13 protein-coding genes are annotated in these 17,127 nt (G+C 68.7%); 5 read left to right on the forward strand and 8 right to left on the reverse strand.

From position 1 onward, the window contains the following. The first annotated feature begins 49 nt into the window (after positions 1 to 49). Positions 50 to 2,137: an excinuclease ABC subunit UvrB gene (gene uvrB, locus CWN80_RS06835; RefSeq protein WP_007927658.1), complete on the forward strand. Its 2,088-nt coding sequence runs from the start codon at positions 50 to 52 to the stop codon at positions 2,135 to 2,137. A 240-nt stretch (positions 2,138 to 2,377) separates the two neighbouring features. Beyond that, complete coding sequence (locus tag CWN80_RS06840; RefSeq protein ID WP_040881288.1) at positions 2,378 to 3,367, forward strand: TerC family protein; 990 nt, start codon at positions 2,378 to 2,380, stop codon at positions 3,365 to 3,367. A gap of 72 nt (positions 3,368 to 3,439) precedes the next feature. Here the strand turns inward: CWN80_RS06840 and CWN80_RS06845 are convergent, their stop codons facing one another. Beyond that, a complete protein-coding gene (locus CWN80_RS06845; protein WP_040881274.1) occupies positions 3,440 to 4,324 on the reverse strand; it encodes an EamA family transporter in 885 nt (294 codons plus the stop codon). Between the two features lie 22 nt (positions 4,325 to 4,346). Here CWN80_RS06845 and CWN80_RS06850 point away from each other — a divergent pair, with 22 nt between their 5' ends. Continuing rightward, positions 4,347 to 4,973 (forward strand): LysE family translocator, encoded by a 627-nt coding sequence (locus CWN80_RS06850; protein WP_007927653.1) that lies wholly within the window; start codon positions 4,347 to 4,349, stop codon positions 4,971 to 4,973. Between the two features lie 115 nt (positions 4,974 to 5,088). On the opposite strand, the gene CWN80_RS06855 is transcribed toward CWN80_RS06850, so the two are convergent. Together CWN80_RS06855 and CWN80_RS06860 are read right to left on the reverse strand one after the other, a co-directional pair. Continuing rightward, positions 5,089 to 5,766, reverse strand: coding sequence for an MBL fold metallo-hydrolase (locus tag CWN80_RS06855; protein ID WP_128277064.1), 678 nt, complete (start codon positions 5,764 to 5,766; stop codon positions 5,089 to 5,091). Continuing rightward, positions 5,763 to 7,574, reverse strand: coding sequence for a glycoside hydrolase family 15 protein (locus tag CWN80_RS06860; RefSeq protein WP_007927651.1), 1,812 nt, complete (start codon positions 7,572 to 7,574; stop codon positions 5,763 to 5,765). Before CWN80_RS06860 ends, CWN80_RS06855 begins: the two co-directional genes overlap by 4 nt. 107 nt (positions 7,575 to 7,681) lie before the next feature. On the opposite strand from CWN80_RS06860, the gene uvrA reads away from it, so the two are divergent. Further along, positions 7,682 to 10,759, forward strand: coding sequence for an excinuclease ABC subunit UvrA (gene uvrA, locus CWN80_RS06865; protein ID WP_051987982.1), 3,078 nt, complete (start codon positions 7,682 to 7,684; stop codon positions 10,757 to 10,759). A gap of 153 nt (positions 10,760 to 10,912) precedes the next feature. Here the strand turns inward: uvrA and CWN80_RS06870 are convergent, their stop codons facing one another. The 5 genes from CWN80_RS06870 to CWN80_RS06890 form a co-directional block, all read right to left on the reverse strand. Next, entirely contained in the window at positions 10,913 to 11,617 is a 705-nt protein-coding gene (locus tag CWN80_RS06870) for an ABC transporter ATP-binding protein (RefSeq protein WP_007927649.1), read from the reverse strand. Between the two features lie 5 nt (positions 11,618 to 11,622). After that, on the reverse strand, positions 11,623 to 12,507 hold the full coding sequence (locus tag CWN80_RS06875) for an ABC transporter ATP-binding protein (protein WP_238148101.1): 885 nt from the start codon (positions 12,505 to 12,507) through the stop codon (positions 11,623 to 11,625). After that, on the reverse strand, positions 12,504 to 14,171 hold the full coding sequence (locus CWN80_RS06880) for a branched-chain amino acid ABC transporter permease (protein WP_007927647.1): 1,668 nt from the start codon (positions 14,169 to 14,171) through the stop codon (positions 12,504 to 12,506). The genes CWN80_RS06875 and CWN80_RS06880 overlap by 4 nt, the downstream gene beginning before the upstream one ends. Further along, positions 14,168 to 15,127 (reverse strand): branched-chain amino acid ABC transporter permease, encoded by a 960-nt coding sequence (locus CWN80_RS06885; protein WP_007927646.1) that lies wholly within the window; start codon positions 15,125 to 15,127, stop codon positions 14,168 to 14,170. Before CWN80_RS06885 ends, CWN80_RS06880 begins: the two co-directional genes overlap by 4 nt. Before the next feature lie 163 nt (positions 15,128 to 15,290). Further along, positions 15,291 to 16,469, reverse strand: a complete 1,179-nt coding sequence (locus tag CWN80_RS06890; protein WP_007927645.1) for a branched-chain amino acid ABC transporter substrate-binding protein — start codon at positions 16,467 to 16,469, stop codon at positions 15,291 to 15,293. A 262-nt stretch (positions 16,470 to 16,731) separates the two neighbouring features. On the opposite strand from CWN80_RS06890, the gene CWN80_RS06895 reads away from it, so the two are divergent. Beyond that, on the forward strand, positions 16,732 to 17,127 hold the full coding sequence (locus CWN80_RS06895; protein WP_007927644.1) for a Rieske (2Fe-2S) protein: 396 nt from the start codon (positions 16,732 to 16,734) through the stop codon (positions 17,125 to 17,127).

Raw genomic sequence — 17,127 nt, forward strand, 5'->3', positions numbered from 1 at the left:
CGCGCCTCCTCAGGGACCACTGTCGGGGGCGTGGCTTACCGTTGACGTCATGCGCCCGGTGACCGATCTGCAACGCACGGTGGCTCCCTTCGAGGTCATCTCGGAGTACGAGCCGGCCGGTGACCAACCGACCGCCATCGCCGAGCTCGCTCGACGGGTGCGAGCCGATGAGCAGGACATCGTGCTGCTCGGTGCGACGGGTACCGGCAAGTCGGCGACGACCGCCTGGCTCATCGAAGAGGTCCAGCGCCCGACCCTCGTCATGGCGCCCAACAAGACGCTCGCGGCCCAGCTGGCCAACGAGTTCCGGGAGCTGCTGCCCAACAACGCCGTCGAGTACTTCGTCAGCTACTACGACTACTTCCAGCCCGAGGCCTACGTCCCGCAGACCGACACCTACATCGAGAAGGACAGCTCGATCAACGAAGAGGTCGAGCGTCTGCGGCACAGCGCGACCAACAGCCTGCTCACCCGTCGGGACGTCGTCGTCGTCGCGTCGGTCTCGTGCATCTACGGTCTCGGCACCCCTCAGGAGTACGTCGACCGCATGGTCACCCTCGAGGTCGGCGCCGAGATCGACCGTGACGACCTGCTCCGCCAGTTCGTCACCATGCAGTACACGCGCAACGATCTCGCCTTCACCCGCGGCACCTTCCGCGTCCGGGGCGACACCGTCGAGATCATCCCGGTCTACGAGGAGCTCGCGGTGCGGATTGAGTTCTTCGGCGACGAGATCGAGCGCATCCACACGCTGCACCCGCTCACCGGCGAGGTCGTCCGCGAGGAGCAGCAGATGCACATCTTCCCCGCGACCCACTACGTCGCGGGCCCCGAGCGCATGGAGCGGGCCATCGCCGGCATCGAGCACGAGCTCGAGGAGCAGCTCGCCGACCTCGAGCGCCAGGGCAAGATGCTCGAGGCGCAGCGGCTGCGCATGCGCACGACCTACGACATCGAGATGATGCGCCAGGTCGGCAGCTGCGCGGGGATCGAAAACTACTCGATGCACATCGACGGCCGCCTTCCCGGCAGCGCGCCCAACTGCCTCCTCGACTACTTCCCCGAGGACTTCCTGCTCGTCATCGACGAGTCGCACCAGACCGTGCCGCAGATCGGCGCGATGTACGAGGGCGACGCCTCCCGCAAACGCACGCTCGTCGACCACGGCTTCCGCCTGCCGAGCGCCATGGACAATCGCCCGCTCAAGTGGGAGGAGTTCCTCGAGCGCATCGGCCAGACCGTCTACCTCTCGGCGACCCCCGGCGACTACGAGCTGGCCAAGTCCGACGGCTACGTCGAGCAGGTCATCCGACCCACCGGGCTCGTCGACCCCGAGGTCGTGCTCAAGCCGACCAAGGGCCAGATCGACGACCTGCTCCACGAGATCCGCGAGCGCGCCGACCGCGACGAGCGGGTGCTCGTCACCACACTGACCAAGAAGATGGCCGAGGACCTCACCGACTACCTCCTCGACAAGGGGGTGCGGGTGCGCTACCTCCACTCCGACATCGACACCCTGCGTCGCGTCGAGCTGCTGCGCGAGCTGCGGCTGGGGGAGTTCGACGTCCTCGTCGGCATCAACCTGCTGCGTGAGGGGCTCGACCTGCCGGAGGTCTCGCTCGTCAGCATCCTCGACGCCGACAAGGAGGGCTTCCTGCGCAGCGCCCGCTCCCTCATCCAAACCATCGGGCGCGCCGCGCGCAATGTCTCGGGTCAGGTGCACATGTACGCCGACAAGGTGACCCCGTCGATGCAGGAGGCGCTCGACGAGACCCAGCGGCGGCGCGAGAAGCAGATCGCCTACAACCGCGAGCGGGGCATCGACCCGCAGCCGCTGCGCAAGAAGATCGCCGACATCACCGACATGCTCCAGCGGGAGGACGCCGACACCGACGAGCTCCTCGGCTCCGGGCGCGCCCAGTCGCGGGGCAAGGGGCGCGGGTCGAAGGCGGCGACCGAGACGAGTGAGCGTGGGCGCGACCTGCCCGCGAGCGACCTCGCCCGGCTCATCCAGGAGCTCACCGACCAGATGCACCAGGCCGCGACGGACCTGCACTTCGAGCTGGCGGCGCGCCTGCGCGACGAGATCGGCGACCTCAAGAAGGAACTGCGACAGATGACCGCTGCGACGCGGTGACGGGCGGGCGGCACCGGCCGGCCCCCTTCGGTCCACGCGCCGGCGCGCATGACGTGAGAGACTCGACGCAGCGGAGGGGAGTATCCCCGAGCGCTGTCTCGTCAACACGGTCGGCTCTGCCGGCCCGGGGCAGCGGCCATCGATAGGTGGGAGAGACCTCCGGACGCGTCAACCCTGTCCGGAAGGTAACTCTTGTCCACGATCTCCACCCTCCAACCCGCGATCATGAGCGGCGGCACGATGGACGTGCCCACCTGGGCATGGCTGCTCACGCTCGCGGTCGCCGCAGCGGTCCTGACCTTCGACGTCGTCATGGTGGCCCGGAGGCCGCACGTGCCGTCGACCAAGGAGGTCTCGGTCATCCTCGGCATCTACGTGACGGCCGCGGTCATCTTCGGCATCGTCCTGTGGTTCCTCGAAGGGGGTGACCGTGGCACCGAGTTCTTCGCCGGCTGGCTGACCGAGTACTCGCTCTCGATCGACAACCTCTTCATCTTCATCATCATCATGTCGAAGTTCGGCGTGCCCGGGCGCTTCCAGCAGACCGCACTGCTGTGGGGCATCATCATCGCCATCGTCCTGCGGACGATCTTCATCTTCGTCGGCGCGGCCGCGATCAACCAGTTCGCCTGGGTCTTCTACATCTTCGGTGCCTTCCTCATCTACACCGCGATCAACCTCGCGACCGAGAAGCACGACGAGGAAGAGGACTGGGAGCCCAATGCCATCATCAAGTGGTTCCAGCGCACCGTGCCGAGCACGGAGGAGTGGTCCTCGCGCCTCTTCACGAAGGAGAACGGCAAGCGCGTCGCCACGCCGATCTTCATCGTCGTCGTCGCCCTCGGCATGACGGACCTGCTCTTCGCGCTCGACTCCATCCCGGCGATCTACGGCCTGACCAAGGAGCCGTACATCGTCCTGACGGCCAACCTCTTCGCCCTCATGGGTCTGCGCCAGCTGTACTTCCTCATCGGTGGTCTGCTGAAGAAGCTCGTCTACATGAGCCTGGGTCTGTCGGTCCTCCTCGCCTTCATCGGCGTCAAGCTCATCCTCCACGCGCTCCACGAAAACACGCTGCCCTTCATCAACGGTGGCGAGCACGTGAGCGTCCCGGAGATCTCGACGCTGTTTTCCCTCGGTGCCATCGTCGTCATCCTCGGTGTCACGACCGTGGCCAGCCTGTGGAAGTCCAACAAGGACGCCAAGCAGGGCATCAGCTCGGACCACTGAGCCGCCCAGCCCACCTCGACAGGGGGGTGCCCACCGTGCGGTGGGCACCCCCTTCGTCGTGCTGGGTGGGGCTCAGGCTGGCAGATCGGGGCGGGGCCGGCGGGCGCCGACACCCAGGACGAGGACGCTGGCGAGCACCACGAGAGCCATCCCCAGCAGCTGGACGGGCTCGAGCCACTGGCCGAGGACGACGAGACCGGCGAGCGCGGCGACGGCCGGCTCGAGGCTGAGCATGATCCCGAAGACGGAGGGACTCATCCGCCGCAGGGCGAGGAGCTCGAGCGAGTAGGGCAGGACCGAGCTCATGACGGCGATGCCCAGTCCCTTGAGCAGGACCTCCCCGTCCCAGCCGGTGGTGCCGTGCCGCGCCACGTCGAGCAGGCCGAAGGGGAGGACGACGACGGTGGCGACGACCATGGCCAGGGCCAGGCCGTCGAGAGCAGGGAAGGCCGCACCGGTGCGACCGGAGAAGATGATGTAGGCGGCCCAGCAGGCGCCCGCCGCGAGGGCGAGCAGGATGCCGGTGCCCTGCAGCTCGTCGAGCGGGATGCTCAGCGCCCGGGAGATGAGGACCACCCCGACGGCGGCCGCACCGACGGCGGCGAGGTCGCGTGGTCGACGGGAGAGGACGGCGGCCAGGGTCAGCGGCCCGACGAACTCGATCGTGACGGCGACCCCGATGGGCAGGTGGCCGAGGGAGCCGTAGAAGGCGAAGTTCATCAGCCCCAGGGCGACGCCGAAGGCGCCGACGGTGAGCCAGTCCCGACGGCTGTGCCCGCGCCATCGTGGCCGGGCGATGGCCAGGAGGAGGACCGTGGCGATGCCCAGGCGCAGCACGACGGAGCCGGCGGCACCGATCTGGGGGACGAGGGTGGCGGCGAGCGCTCCGCCGAACTGGACCGAGACGACCCCGGCCAGCACGAGGACCGGCGCTGGGACGGCATCGACACGACTCACGGGGGCAATCTAGCCTTGCTCCGTGGCGACCTACCTCTCCTTCCTCGCGCTGGTCCTCGTGATCACCATCGCGCCCGGACCGGACTCCGCACTGACCCTGCGGGCGGCTCTCGTGCGCGGCCGTGGAGCCGGGCTCGTGACGATGGCCGGGGTGAGCGCCGCCGGGGCCGTGCAGGGCCTGCTCGCGGCCGGTGGCCTGGGCGCGATCATCGTCGCGAGCGAGCCACTCTTCCTCACGGTCAAGTGGGTGGGCGCCGCCTACCTGCTGTGGCTGGGGGCCCACGCGCTGTGGACCGCGTGGCGCGGCGACTTCGCGCCCGATGCCGACGAGTCCGTGCCGGTCGGGCGGCGCGATGGCCACGGCAAGGTCTTCGCGCAGGGGTTCCTGTGCAACATCACCAACCCCAAGGTGCTGGCCTTCAACCTTGCCGTGCTGCCCCAGTTCGTCGGTGACGGCGCCGGCGTCCCGGTGCTCGCGCTGTACGCCCTGAGCCTCGTTGCCCTCGGTGGCCTGTGGCTCACCGGCCTCGTGGTCCTTGCCGACCGCGCTCGGGCGGTGCTCTCCGCGCCGCGGGTCCGTCGCGGGATCGAAGGGGGCATGGGCGCGGCGATGATCGGCTTCAGCGCGAAGGTCGCGACCACCCACTGACCCGCGGGACCGTGCGCATTTCCCTAGGGAAATGCGCACCCCCTGGCGCATTTCCCTAGGGAAATGCGCACCCCCTGCCGTATTTGCCTAGGGAAATTCGGCAGGGGTCAGTGCGTCACCAGCCCCGCTCGCGCCACTCCGCGAGGTGGGGGCGCTCGGCGCCGAGGGTGGTGTCGGACCCGTGCCCCGGGTAGACCCACGTGGCGTCGTCGTAGACGTCGAAGACGCGCTCGGTGACGTCCGCGTACAGCGACTCGAAGCTCTGCCCGGGGTTCTTGGTGTTGCCCACGCCCCCCGGGAAGAGGCTGTCGCCGGTGAAGAGGTGGACGTGACCCTCCGGGTCGTCGTAGGCCAGGGCCACCGAGCCCGGGGTGTGGCCCCGCAGGTGGATGACGTCGAGCGTGATCTCGCCGAAGGTCACGGTGTCGCCGTGCTGGAGCCGCACGTCGGGTGCCAGGGGCAACGCGTCGGCGTCGTCCTCGCCCGCCTGGGTCGTCGAGGAGAAGGCCGCGGCCGTCTCCTCGAGCGCCCGCACGTGGTCCCAGTGCTGGTGCGTGGTGACGATCTGGGCGAGCCCGGACCCGCCGGCGGCGACGAGGTCACGGATGCGGTCACCTTCGTCGGCGGCGTCGATGAGCAGCTGGGCGCCGCTGGCTCGAGACGTGAGCAGGTAGACGTTGTTGTGCATCTCCGACACCGCCATCTTGCGGATCGTCAGGTGCGTCAGCTCGCGGGTGGCCCACGGGCCGCCGGGGGCGACCTCGGGGTCGTAGGCGTCGGTCGGGGTGGTCATGCGGTCACTCCTCCAGTGGTGGTGGTCCGGGCTTCGGCGTCGCGCAGGGCGTAGGCGGCACCGATGAGCGCCAGGTGGCTGAAGGCCTGCGGGAAGTTGCCGGCCTGCCGGTCACCCTCGACGTCGTACTCCTCGGCGACGAGGCCGACGTCGTTGAGCAGACCGCACAGCCGCTGCATCAGCTCGTGGCCCTCGTCGAGCTGGCCGGTCAGGGCGTACGCGCTGACGAGCCACCACGAGCAGGCGAGGAAGGGGTGCTCGTCACCGGCGAGCCCGTCGACGCCCGACTCGGTGCGATAGCGCAGGAGGAAGCCGTCACGCATGAGGTCGCGCTCGACGGCGGCCACGGTGCCGTGCACCCGGGGGTCGTCCGGCGGCAGGAAGCCGACCATGGGGATGAGCAGCAGCGAGGCGTCGACCTCGTCGGTGTCGTAGTGCTGGGTGAAGGTCTGCTTCGCCTCGTTCCACCCGCGCTCGAGCACGTCGGCACGGACCCGCTCGCGCAGGTCACGCCACAGCTCGACCTCACCTTCGTAGCCGTGCACCTCGACGGCTCGGACGGCGCGGTCGAAGGCCGCCCACACCATGACGCGCGAGTGGGTGAAGTGCCGCAGCGGGCCGCGGATCTCCCACAGACCGTTGTCGGCCTGGTCCCAGTGCTCGGCGAGGTTGTTGACGAGCGCGCGCTGTACGGCCCACGACTGCGGCGACTCCCGCAGCCCCTGGGCGCGGGCGTCCTCGAGGGCGATCATCACCTCGCCGAGGACGTCGGTCTGCTTCTGGTCGACCGCTCCGTTGCCGATGCGGACGGGCCGGCTGTCGGCGTAGCCGGGCAGGTGGTCGAGCTCCCGCTCGGGCAGCTCCCGGCCGCCGTCGACGGCATACATGATCTGCATGTCCTCGGGGTCGCCGGCGACGGCCCGGACGAGCCAGTCGCGCCAGAGCTTCGTCGCGCCGACGTAGCCGGACTTGAGCAGGGACTCGAGGGTGAGCGAGGCATCACGCAGCCAGCAGTACCGGTAGTCCCAGTTGCGCACCCCGCCGAAGTCCTCGGGCAGGCTCGTCGTCGCGGCCGCGACGATGCCGCCGCGCCGCGTGTCGGTGAGCAGGCGGAGGGTGAGCAGCGAGCGCACGACCTCGGCGCGGTAGGGCCCCTCGTAGGTGCAGCGTGAGGCCCACTCGGACGAACGCTGGTAGGTCGCCTCGATGCGGGAGCTGATGTCGAGTGGCGGCGGGATGGGCTTGTACGAGGCGAACCAGGTCGTCGAGAAGTTGTAGTGCTCGCCGGCCCGGACGGTCCACCGGTCACGGTGGTGGTCGCCGTCGGACACGGGCAGGCGGGAGCCCCGCAGGACGAGCATGTCGTTGCCGGCGATGGCGGTGATGACCTCGTGGTCCTGCTCGTGGCCGGGGGAGTGGGCGACCCACGGGCGAATGCGGCCGTACCCGAAGCGGACGATCCACTCGTGCTGCATCTCCACCTCGCCCTCGATGCCCTCGACGACCCGCACGAGATCGGCGCGGCCGTCGCCGAGCGGCATGAGGTCGATGACCTTGACGGCGCCGGTGGCGGTGCGGTGGATCGTCTCGAGGACGAATGAGTCGCCGCGGTAGGCGCGGGTCGTCGTCGCCTCGCCAACGGGTCCGATGAGCCACCGACCGTGCTCGGGGGTGCCGAGCAGGGCGGTGAAGCACGACGACGAGTCGAAGCGGGGCAGGCACAGCCAGTCGACGGACCCGTCCCTGGACACCAGCGCGGCGGTCTCGGTGTCGCCGATGGCGGCGTAGTCGTCGATCGGGGTGCTCACCCCGACAGGTTAGGCCCTGGGGTCCTCCGCAGCAGGAAGGGGGAGGGTTGTCGGTGGCGCCGCCTAAGGTGGTGGGCGTGACTGTTGCCAAGGCTGCCGGCTCCCGCATGCACGACCGGATCGTCGTCCAGGGAGCCCGCGAGCACAACCTCAAGAACATCCATGTCGACATCCCCCGGGACTCGCTCGTGGTCTTCACCGGCCTCTCGGGATCGGGCAAGTCCTCGCTCGCCTTCGACACGATCTTCGCCGAGGGCCAGCGGCGCTACGTGGAGTCCTTGTCCGCCTACGCCCGGCAGTTCCTCGGTCAGATGGACAAGCCCGACGTCGACTTCATCGAGGGTCTGTCGCCGGCGGTCTCCATCGACCAGAAGTCGACGAACCGCAACCCGCGCTCGACGGTCGGCACGATCACCGAGGTCCACGACTACCTGCGCCTCCTCTACGCCCGGGTGGGGCGGCCGCACTGCCCCGTGTGCGGCGAGCCGATCACCCGGCAAAGTCCGCAGCAGATCGTCGACCGGCTCCTCGAGCTGCCCGACCGGACACGCTTCCAGGTCCTCGCGCCGGTGGTGCGGGCCCGTAAGGGCGAGTTCGTCGACCTCTTCGCCGAGCTGCGGGCGAAGGGGTACAGCCGCGCCATGGTCGACGGCGAGGTCGTCTCGCTCGCGCAGCCGCCGACTCTCGAAAAGCAGGTCAAGCACACGATCGACGTGGTCGTCGACCGCCTCGTGTCCAAGGGGCCGGAGGACCGCGCGGCGAAGCAGCGGGTCACCGACTCCGTCGAGACCGCCCTCGGGCTGGCCGGGGGCGTGCTCGTCGTCGACTTCGTCGACCTCGACGAGGACGACCCGCAGCGGCAGCGCCGGTACTCCGAGACGATGGCCTGCCCCAACGACCACCCGCTGGGCATCGACGAGATCGAGCCGCGTTCCTTTTCCTTCAACTCTCCCTTCGGCGCCTGCCCCACCTGCACTGGCCTGGGCACCGAGCTCGAGGTCGATGCCGAGCTCGTCGTGCCGGACGACGACCTGACCCTCGCGGAGGGGGCCATCGCCCCGTGGGCGCAGGGGACCCAGTCGGCCCAGTACTTCCAGCGGACGATGGCGGCGCTCGGCGACGACCTCGGCTTCGACATGGACACCCCGTGGCGGGCCCTGCCGAGCCGGGCCCGTGAGGCTCTGCTCGAGGGCCGCAACCACAAGGTGCACGTCAAGTACCGCAACCGCTTCGGGCGCGAGCGCTCCTACAGCACGGGCTTCGAAGGGGTCATCCCCTTCATCAAGCGGCGCCACGCGGAGACCGAGTCGGACTGGAGCCGGGAGAAGTACGAGGGCTACATGCGGGAGATCCCGTGTCCCGCGTGCTCCGGGACGCGGCTGAAGCCCGAGTCCCTCGCCGTGCTCGTCGGAGGCCGCAGCATCGCCGATGTCTCAGCCCTGTCGATCCGTGAGGCCGCGGGCTTCCTCGAGACCGTCGACTTCAGCGAGCGCGAGGTGCAGATCGCCGAGCAGGTGATCAAGGAGATCAACGCTCGACTCGGCTTCCTGCTCGACGTGGGTCTGGAGTACCTCTCGCTCTCCCGTGCCGCCGGCACGCTCTCCGGTGGCGAGGCCCAGCGCATCCGTCTGGCGACCCAGATCGGGTCGGGGCTGGTCGGTGTCCTGTACGTGCTCGACGAGCCGAGCATCGGTCTGCACCAGCGCGACAACCGCCGACTCATCGAGACCCTGACCCGGCTGCGCGACCTGGGCAACACGCTCATCGTCGTCGAGCACGACGAGGACACCATCGCCGCGTCCGACTGGGTCGTCGACATCGGTCCGGGTGCGGGCGAGCATGGTGGTCACGTCGTGCACTCGGGCCCGCTGGCCGACCTGCTGACGAGCGAGCGATCGGTCACCGGCCGGTACCTGTCGGGGGACCTGGAGATCCCGGTCCCGCAGGTGCGGCGACCGCAGGAGCCGGGCCGTGAGCTCGTCGTCCGGGGTGCGCGCGAGCACAACCTCACCGGGGTGGACGTCACCTTCCCCCTCGGCAACTTCGTCGCCGTGACCGGGGTCTCCGGGTCGGGCAAGTCCACGCTGGTCAACGACATCCTCTACAACGTCCTGGCCAACAAGCTCAACGGCGCGCGCCGCGTCCCCGGCCGGCACAAGACGGTGACCGGTCTCGAGCACCTCGACAAGGTTGTCCACGTCGACCAGAGCCCGATCGGTCGTACCCCGCGGTCCAACCCGGCGACGTACACCGGGGTCTTCGACCACGTGCGCAAGCTCTTCGCGCAGACGAGCGAGGCCAAGGTCCGTGGCTACCAGCCCGGTCGGTTCTCCTTCAACGTCAAGGGGGGACGGTGCGATGCCTGCTCCGGTGACGGCACGCTGAAGATCGAGATGAACTTCCTGCCCGACGTCTACGTCCCCTGTGAGGTGTGCCACGGGGCGCGGTACAACCGCGAGACGTTGGAGGTGCACTTCAAGGGCAAGAACATCGCCGAGGTCCTCGACATGCCGATCGAGGAGGCCGAGGACTTCTTCGCCGCGGTGCCGGCCATCGCGCGCCACATGAAGACCCTCAATGCGGTTGGCCTGGGCTACGTCCGGCTGGGACAGCCCGCGACCACGCTCTCCGGTGGTGAGGCGCAGCGTGTCAAGCTCGCCGCGGAGCTGCAGAAGCGCTCCAACGGCCGCACGGTCTACGTGCTCGACGAGCCGACGACCGGTCTGCACTTCGAGGACATCCGCAAGCTCCTCCTCGTCCTGCAGGGCCTCGTCGACAAGGGCAACTCGGTGCTCGTCATCGAGCACAACCTCGACGTCATCAAGTGCGCGGACTACCTCATCGACATGGGGCCCGAAGGGGGGTCCGGCGGCGGTCAGGTCGTCGCCAGCGGGACCCCCGAGCAGGTCGCGGCGGTGCCGCGCTCCTTCACCGGCCAGTTCCTCGGTCCGATCCTCGCCAAGAGCGCTCCGCCGGTCATCGGTGAGCTGGTCCGCGAGGACGAGCCCGCCCCCGCGGCGAAGAAGGCCACCCCCAAGGAGAAGAGCACCACCAAGAAGACCGCTGCGACGAAGAAGACGGCGGCGAAGACGTCAGCGACGAGGAAGACCGCCGCCCCGAAGAAGAAGGCGACGGTCTCCAGCAAGGCGGCCGCTGCGGCCCGCCGCGCGAAGAAGGCCGGCTGACGGAGCAGGAAGGTGAGGAGGGGTTCGGCGCACATCAAGCCGAAGTCCGACACGTCACCCCGCGCCTGCGGGAGAAAGAGGGGACTTCGGCGGGCGCCGACCCCCTCCTCGCCGCTCCCGCCGTGAGTGACCCGAGCGACGAGGAGGACGAGATCAGTCCTCGCCGAGATACGCCTTGCGGACCTCGTCGGAGTGGAGGAGCTCCTGACCCGTGCCCTGGGTGACGATCTTGCCGACCTCGAGCACGTAGCCCTTCGTGGCGAGCTTGAGCGCAGCCCGGGCATTTTGCTCGACGAGCAGGATCGTGGTGCCCTGCTCCTGCAGGGTCTTCACCGTGGCCATGATCCGCTTCATCATGATCGGCGACAGGCCCATGGAGGGCTCGTCGAGCATGAGCAGCTTGGGCCGCGAGAGCATGGCCCGTCCCATGGCGAGCATCTGCTGCTCACCTCCCGAGAAGGTGCCGGCCGGCTGCGTGGAGCGCTCCCCGAGGATCGGGAAGAGCTCGTACGCCGCGTGCAGGTCCTTGGTGATCTCCTTGTCCCTGCGCCCGAAGGCGCCGAGGAGGAGGTTTTCCTCCACGGTCATCCGCGGGAAGATCCGCCGCCCCTCGGGGGAGTGGGCCAGACCGAGGCTGACGATCTGGTGCGCCGGCGTGGCGTCGATCCGCTCCCCGCGAAAGAGGATCTCGCCACCACTCGGGCGCAGCAGGCCCGAGATGGTGCGCAGCGTCGTCGTCTTGCCGGCGCCGTTGGTGCCGATGAGGGTGACCACCTCACCTTCGTCGACGGTGAAGGAGATGCCCTTGACGGCGATGATCTTGCCGTAGGAGACCTCCAGGTCCTTGACCTCGAGCATGGCGCTCATCGGTCGTCCTCCTCGTCCTCGACCGCGCTGAAGGTCGTGGAGACCTCGAGCGGGGCGACCTCTTCGTCCTCGTCGTCGGCGCCTCCGATGTACGCCTCGATGACCCGAGGATCGGACTGCACTTCTCCCGGGGTGCCCTGGACGAGCACCTCACCCCGGACGAGACACAGCACGCGGTCGCAGAGGTTGAAGATGAAGCGCATGTCGTGCTCGATGACGACGACGGCCAGGCCGGAGTCGCGGATCTTGAAGATCAGCTCCATGGCCTGCTCGGTCTCCCGAGGGTTCATCCCGGCAGTCGGCTCGTCGAGCAGCAGCACCTTGGGGTCGGTCGCGAGCGCTCGGGCGATCTCGAGACGTCGCTGGTCGCCGTAGGGCATGTTGCGGGCGAGCAGGTGCGCGCTCGAGCCGAGGCCGACGTACTTGAGCAGCTCGTGCGCCTTGTCGGTCGTCTCCCGCTCCTCCCGACGAAACTTCGGGCCCCGGATGATCGAGGTGAAGGCGCCGGAGGAGGTGCGGCAGAAGCGACCGACCATGACGTTTTCCAGAGCCGTCATGTTGCCGAAGAGACGGATGTTCTGGAAGGTGCGGGCCATGCCGGCCCGGACGACGGCGCGCGGCTTCGGGGGGATCTGCGTGCCGAAGAGGGAGACCTGCCCCTCGGTCGGCTTGTACATCCCGGTGAGGCAGTTGAAGAAGGTCGTCTTGCCGGCGCCGTTGGGGCCGATGAGGCCGACGATCTCTCCTTCGCGCACCTCCATCGACACGTCGTTGACGGCGACGAGGCCGCCGAAACGCATCGTGACGTTGCGGGCGTCGAGGATGACCCCGGCGCCCCCCTTCGTCCCGTGCTCGGGCGGGGTGACGGTTGCGGTGCTCACTTGGCTGCCTCCAGCTCGTCGATGACCACTGTCTCGGCCAGGTCCTCGTCGTCGTCGTGGAACTCCAGCTGACGACGCTTGCTCGCCACGAGGCCTTCGGGACGCACGCGCATCATGACGACGAGCACGAGCCCGAACATCAGCAGTCGGTAGTCGTCGAGGAAGCGCAGCTTTTCCGGGAGGAACTTCAGCAGCGCGGCACCGATGAGGACGCCACCGACCGTGCCCATGCCGCCGAGGACGACCGCAGCCAGCAGGAAGGCCGACTCGAGGAAGATGTAGCTGTCGGGGGAGACCGCCTGGTCCATGTGTGCCTTGACCGTGCCCGCCATGCCGGCGAGCGAGGCGCCACCGGCGAAGGCGAGCAGCTTGAGACCGAAGACGTTGACGCCCATGGCCTCGGCAGCGCGCTCGTCCTCACGGATCGCCACCCAGCCACGCCCGATGCGGGAGTTGTTGAGATGGGAGAAGACGACGATGACGAAGACGATGAGGGCAATGAGCACGAAGTAGTAGTTGCCCGCCCTCGGGATGTCGATGCCGAGGATGTTGTGCGTCTCCCCGAAGTTGAACCCGAAGAAGTTCAGGTCCGGGATGGCGTTGATGCCGTTGGAGCCCCGGGTGATCATCGGGCCCGACGTGCCGTCGAGGTTGAACATCGCCAGGCGGAAGATCTCGCCGAAGGCGAGGGTCACGATGGCGAGGTAGTCACCCGAGACCCGCAGCGTCGGCGAACCGATGATCAGGCCGAGGATGCTCGAGACGATCGCGCCGATGACCATGACGACGAGGAAGGGCGGCTTCCACCCGATCGTCGCGAAGGCGGACATCGACATCGAGGCGCCGACGTACGCCCCGGCGCCGAGGAAGGCGATGTACCCGAGGTCGAGCAGTCCGGCGAGGCCCACGACGATGTTGAGCCCCAGAGCCGTGGCCGCGAAGATCAGCACGTTGCCGGCGATCGTCAGGTTGGCCTCGGACCCGCCCTGGGTGAAGGGGAAGGCCAGCGCCACGACGAAGGTCGCGAGCGTGAAGACCCGCCGGTGACGCATCGTCACACCGCCGAGCCACGCGGCCAGGTTGGACCGCGTGAGCGTCAGCGTCACGCCGATGAGCATCGCGACGAGGAGCACGAGGACCCATGGCTCGCTCTGCTTGAGGGCGTACTGCGCGGTGTAGAGCGCCGCACCCAGCAGGAGGGCGATGACGATGATCTCGACCCAGGCGGGCAGGACGACCGACGTCGGGTCGAGCACCTTGATCTCGGCGAGGAGGTAGCCGCCCGCCGTGACGAGGATCGCGCCGACGAGCGCGATCCACACGCCTTCGTTGGCATTGATGAGGCCGCCGGTCTCCGTGGTGATCGCCACGAGCGAGGCGATCGTGAAGATCAGCGCCGTGGCACCGATGGTCCGCAGACCGCGTGCCGGGTCGACGTACTCCTGCCAGCGACGAAGGGGGCCGGACGCGACGAGTGCGAGCACGAGCGCGACGACGCCGATGACCATGGCGTAGACCTGCAGGGTGACCGGCCAGAAGCGGACCGAGATGTCACCGAGGATGGGCTCGTAGCTCCACGAGAGCAGCCCGGAGACGACGAGGAGGACGGATCCGACGAGGGCGAGGAGGCCGCCGAGTCGGGGATTGCGGGACAGCGTCTTCATGCGCGGTCCACCACCTTTGCGCCCATGATGCCCTGCGGTCGGAAGACGAGGACGAGGATGAGGATCGAGAAGGCCCAGATGTCCTTCCACGGCGAGCCGCCGGGCAGGTACTGGATGGCGATGGCCTCGAGCACACCGAGGACGAGCCCGCCGACGACGGCGCCCTGGATGTTGCCGATGCCGCCGAGGACGGCGGCGGTGAAGGCCTTGAGGCCGTAGATGAAGCCCATCTTGAAGTTGATGTTCGTCGTCTGCAGGCCGTAGGCGACGCCGGCGATGGCGGCCAGCGCGGCACCGACCGCGAAGGCGGTGACGATCATGCGGTCGACGTTGATGCCCATGAGGCGCGCGGTGTCGGGGTCCTGCGAGACGGCCTGCATCGCGCGCCCGGTGCGGGTGCGGTTGATGTAGTACCAGAGGCCGACGGCGCAGATCGCCAGGCAGGCGATGGTGAAGAGCGCCGGGCGCTGCAGGGTGACGTCACCGAAGGTGAAGGCCTCGCCGGAGATGCCCTCGACCTGCGGGAAGACGACCTTCTGCTTGGCAGAGGGGAAGTCGAAGGGGTTGGCGTCGGAGATGAAGAGCGTCGGGTCGTTGTAGCCGACGCGGACGAGCTCCTGCAGGAAGACCGAGATGCCGATGGCCGTGATGAGGGGGGCCAGTCGAGGTGCATTGCGCAGGGGCCGGTAGGCCACGCGTTCCATGACGACCGCCACGGTCACCGATGCGGCGATGGCGCCGAGGAGGATGAGCGGCAGGGTCCACAGGGCGGTCTGCCCGGGGAAGAGGATGAGCGAGGTGGAGAGCGCACCGAAGGCGCCGATCATGAAGATCTCGCCGTGGGCGAAGTTGATGAGCTGGATGATGCCGTAGACGACGGTGTAGCCGACGGCGATGAGTGCGTACAGGGACCCGATGGTCAGACCGTTGACGATCTGCTGGGCGACTTGTTCCACGTGTCCTCCTGGGACGTGACCGCAGGTCGTGCGGCCACCACGTGTCGGGGGGTGTCGAGTGGTGTGTCGACTGACGTCGAGGAGTGTCTGCTCGCCGGTGGGGTGGGGACGCATGCGTCCCCACCCCACCGGGTGACCTGATCGGGTGATCAGGTCAGGTCGATCACTTGAACTCCTCGGTGCTGACGTCCTTCCACTCGCCGCCCTTGACCTCGTAGGCCGTGAGCACGCGGGTCGTGTTGTCGCCGTACTCGTCGAAGGAGACCTTGCCGGTGACGCCGTCGAAGGAGACGTCCTTCATCGCGTCGATGGTCGCTTGGCGGGCGTCCTCGACCGTGTCGGCGTCCTTGAGCGAGACCTTCATGGCCTCGATGATCGACTGGCCGGCGTCGTAGGCGTAGGCGCCGTATGCCTCCGCCGGGTCGCTGTAGCCGGCGGACTCGTAGTCCTCGAGGAACTTCTTGCCGGCGTCGAGCTTGTTGGTCGGGGCGCCGACCGAGGTCGCGAGGTCACCGTCGGAGCCCTTGCCCGCGAGCTTGATGAACTCGGGGGAGAAGATGCCGTCACCGCCCATGAGCGGGACGTCGAGGCCACCGGCCTTGAGCTGCTGCGACAGCGGGGCGGCCTGCGGGTACTCACCGCCGTAGTAGACGGCCTTGGGGTTCTTCGCCTTGAGCGAGGAGACGACGGCGTCGTACTTGTCCTCGTCGGGGTTGATCGTCTCGGAGGCGACGATCTTGCCGCCGAGCTTCTTGTACTCGACGGAGAAGGCGTCGACGAGACCCTGGCCGTAGGTCTTCTTGTCGTGGACCGTCGCCAACTCCTTGATGCCGGCCTTCTCGTAGAGGTAGCGGGCGGCGAAGGGGCCCTGGACCGTGTCGGTGGTGCAGACACGGAAGTAGCTCGCGTAGACGCGCTCGGGCGAGTCCTCCGGCTTGGCGCCACGGGTGAGGGTCGGGTTGGTGTTGGCCGGCGAGACCATGGTGATCTTCGCCTTGTCGAGGATCGGCTGGACCGGGCCGGCGACGGAGGAGTTCAGGGTGCCGACGACACCGATGACGTCCTTGTCGGAGGCGAGGGTGGAGGCGGCGTTCTTGCCGACCTCGGGCTTGCCCTCGTCGTCCTGGGGGACGACTTCGATCTCCCAGTCGCCGAGGTCGCCGGACTCGTTGGCCTGCTCGGCCGCGAGCTCGACGGAGTGCTGGATCCCGAGACCGAGAGCGGACAGGTCTCCGGAGAGCGGCGCGATGACTCCGATCTTCACGACCTTCTTGTCGCCATCGCCCCCGCCCCCGTCCCCGCCGCTGTCGCCGCCGCGGGTCCCGCATGCGGACAAGGCCATGGATGCGACGAGGATGGTCGCACCAGTTGAGATGACGGAACGCCTGTTCACGTGTCCTCCTGATTAGGAATGGGGCCGTGCGGCCGCCGCCGGCAACTTCTGTGTCGCAGGCTGTGGAGGGAATGTAGGCCTCCGCGGGGCAGGTGCGGTCCCACATGGCAAGACCGTGTCCGGCTCGTTACCAAGTCCTGACGGAGCGCGCTGTGCGCGAGGTGAGTGGAAGCATGGCACCCCACGGACCAACTCGCACCCGGAGGTTGAGATGACGACGACACGACGCACGGCGATCGGGCTGGTGGCTGCGGCCGGAGGGGCCGGCACGCTCGCCGCCTGCGGTGGGGACGGCGGTGACGCCGGCGGTGCCTCGGGCGGCGGTGAGGCGGTGACCGTCCCCGTCGCGGAGGTGCCCGAAGGGGGTGGCGTCGTGCGTGATCGCGTCGTCGTCACCCAGCCGTCGGCGGGCGAGTTCAAGGCCTTCGACGCGACCTGCCCGCACCAGGGCTGCGCCGTCGACACGGTGACGACCGAGGCGATCATCTGCCCCTGCCACGACAGCCGCTTCGACCCCGCTGACGGCTCGGTGGTCCAGGGCCCGGCCACGGAGGGGCTCACCGCCCGGACCGCGACCGTCGACGGGGATGTCGTGAGCGTCTCCTAG

Origin of the sequence: Janibacter hoylei PVAS-1 (assembly GCF_004025845.1) — a bacterium.
Classification (GTDB): Bacteria; Actinomycetota; Actinomycetes; order Actinomycetales; family Dermatophilaceae; genus Janibacter; species Janibacter hoylei.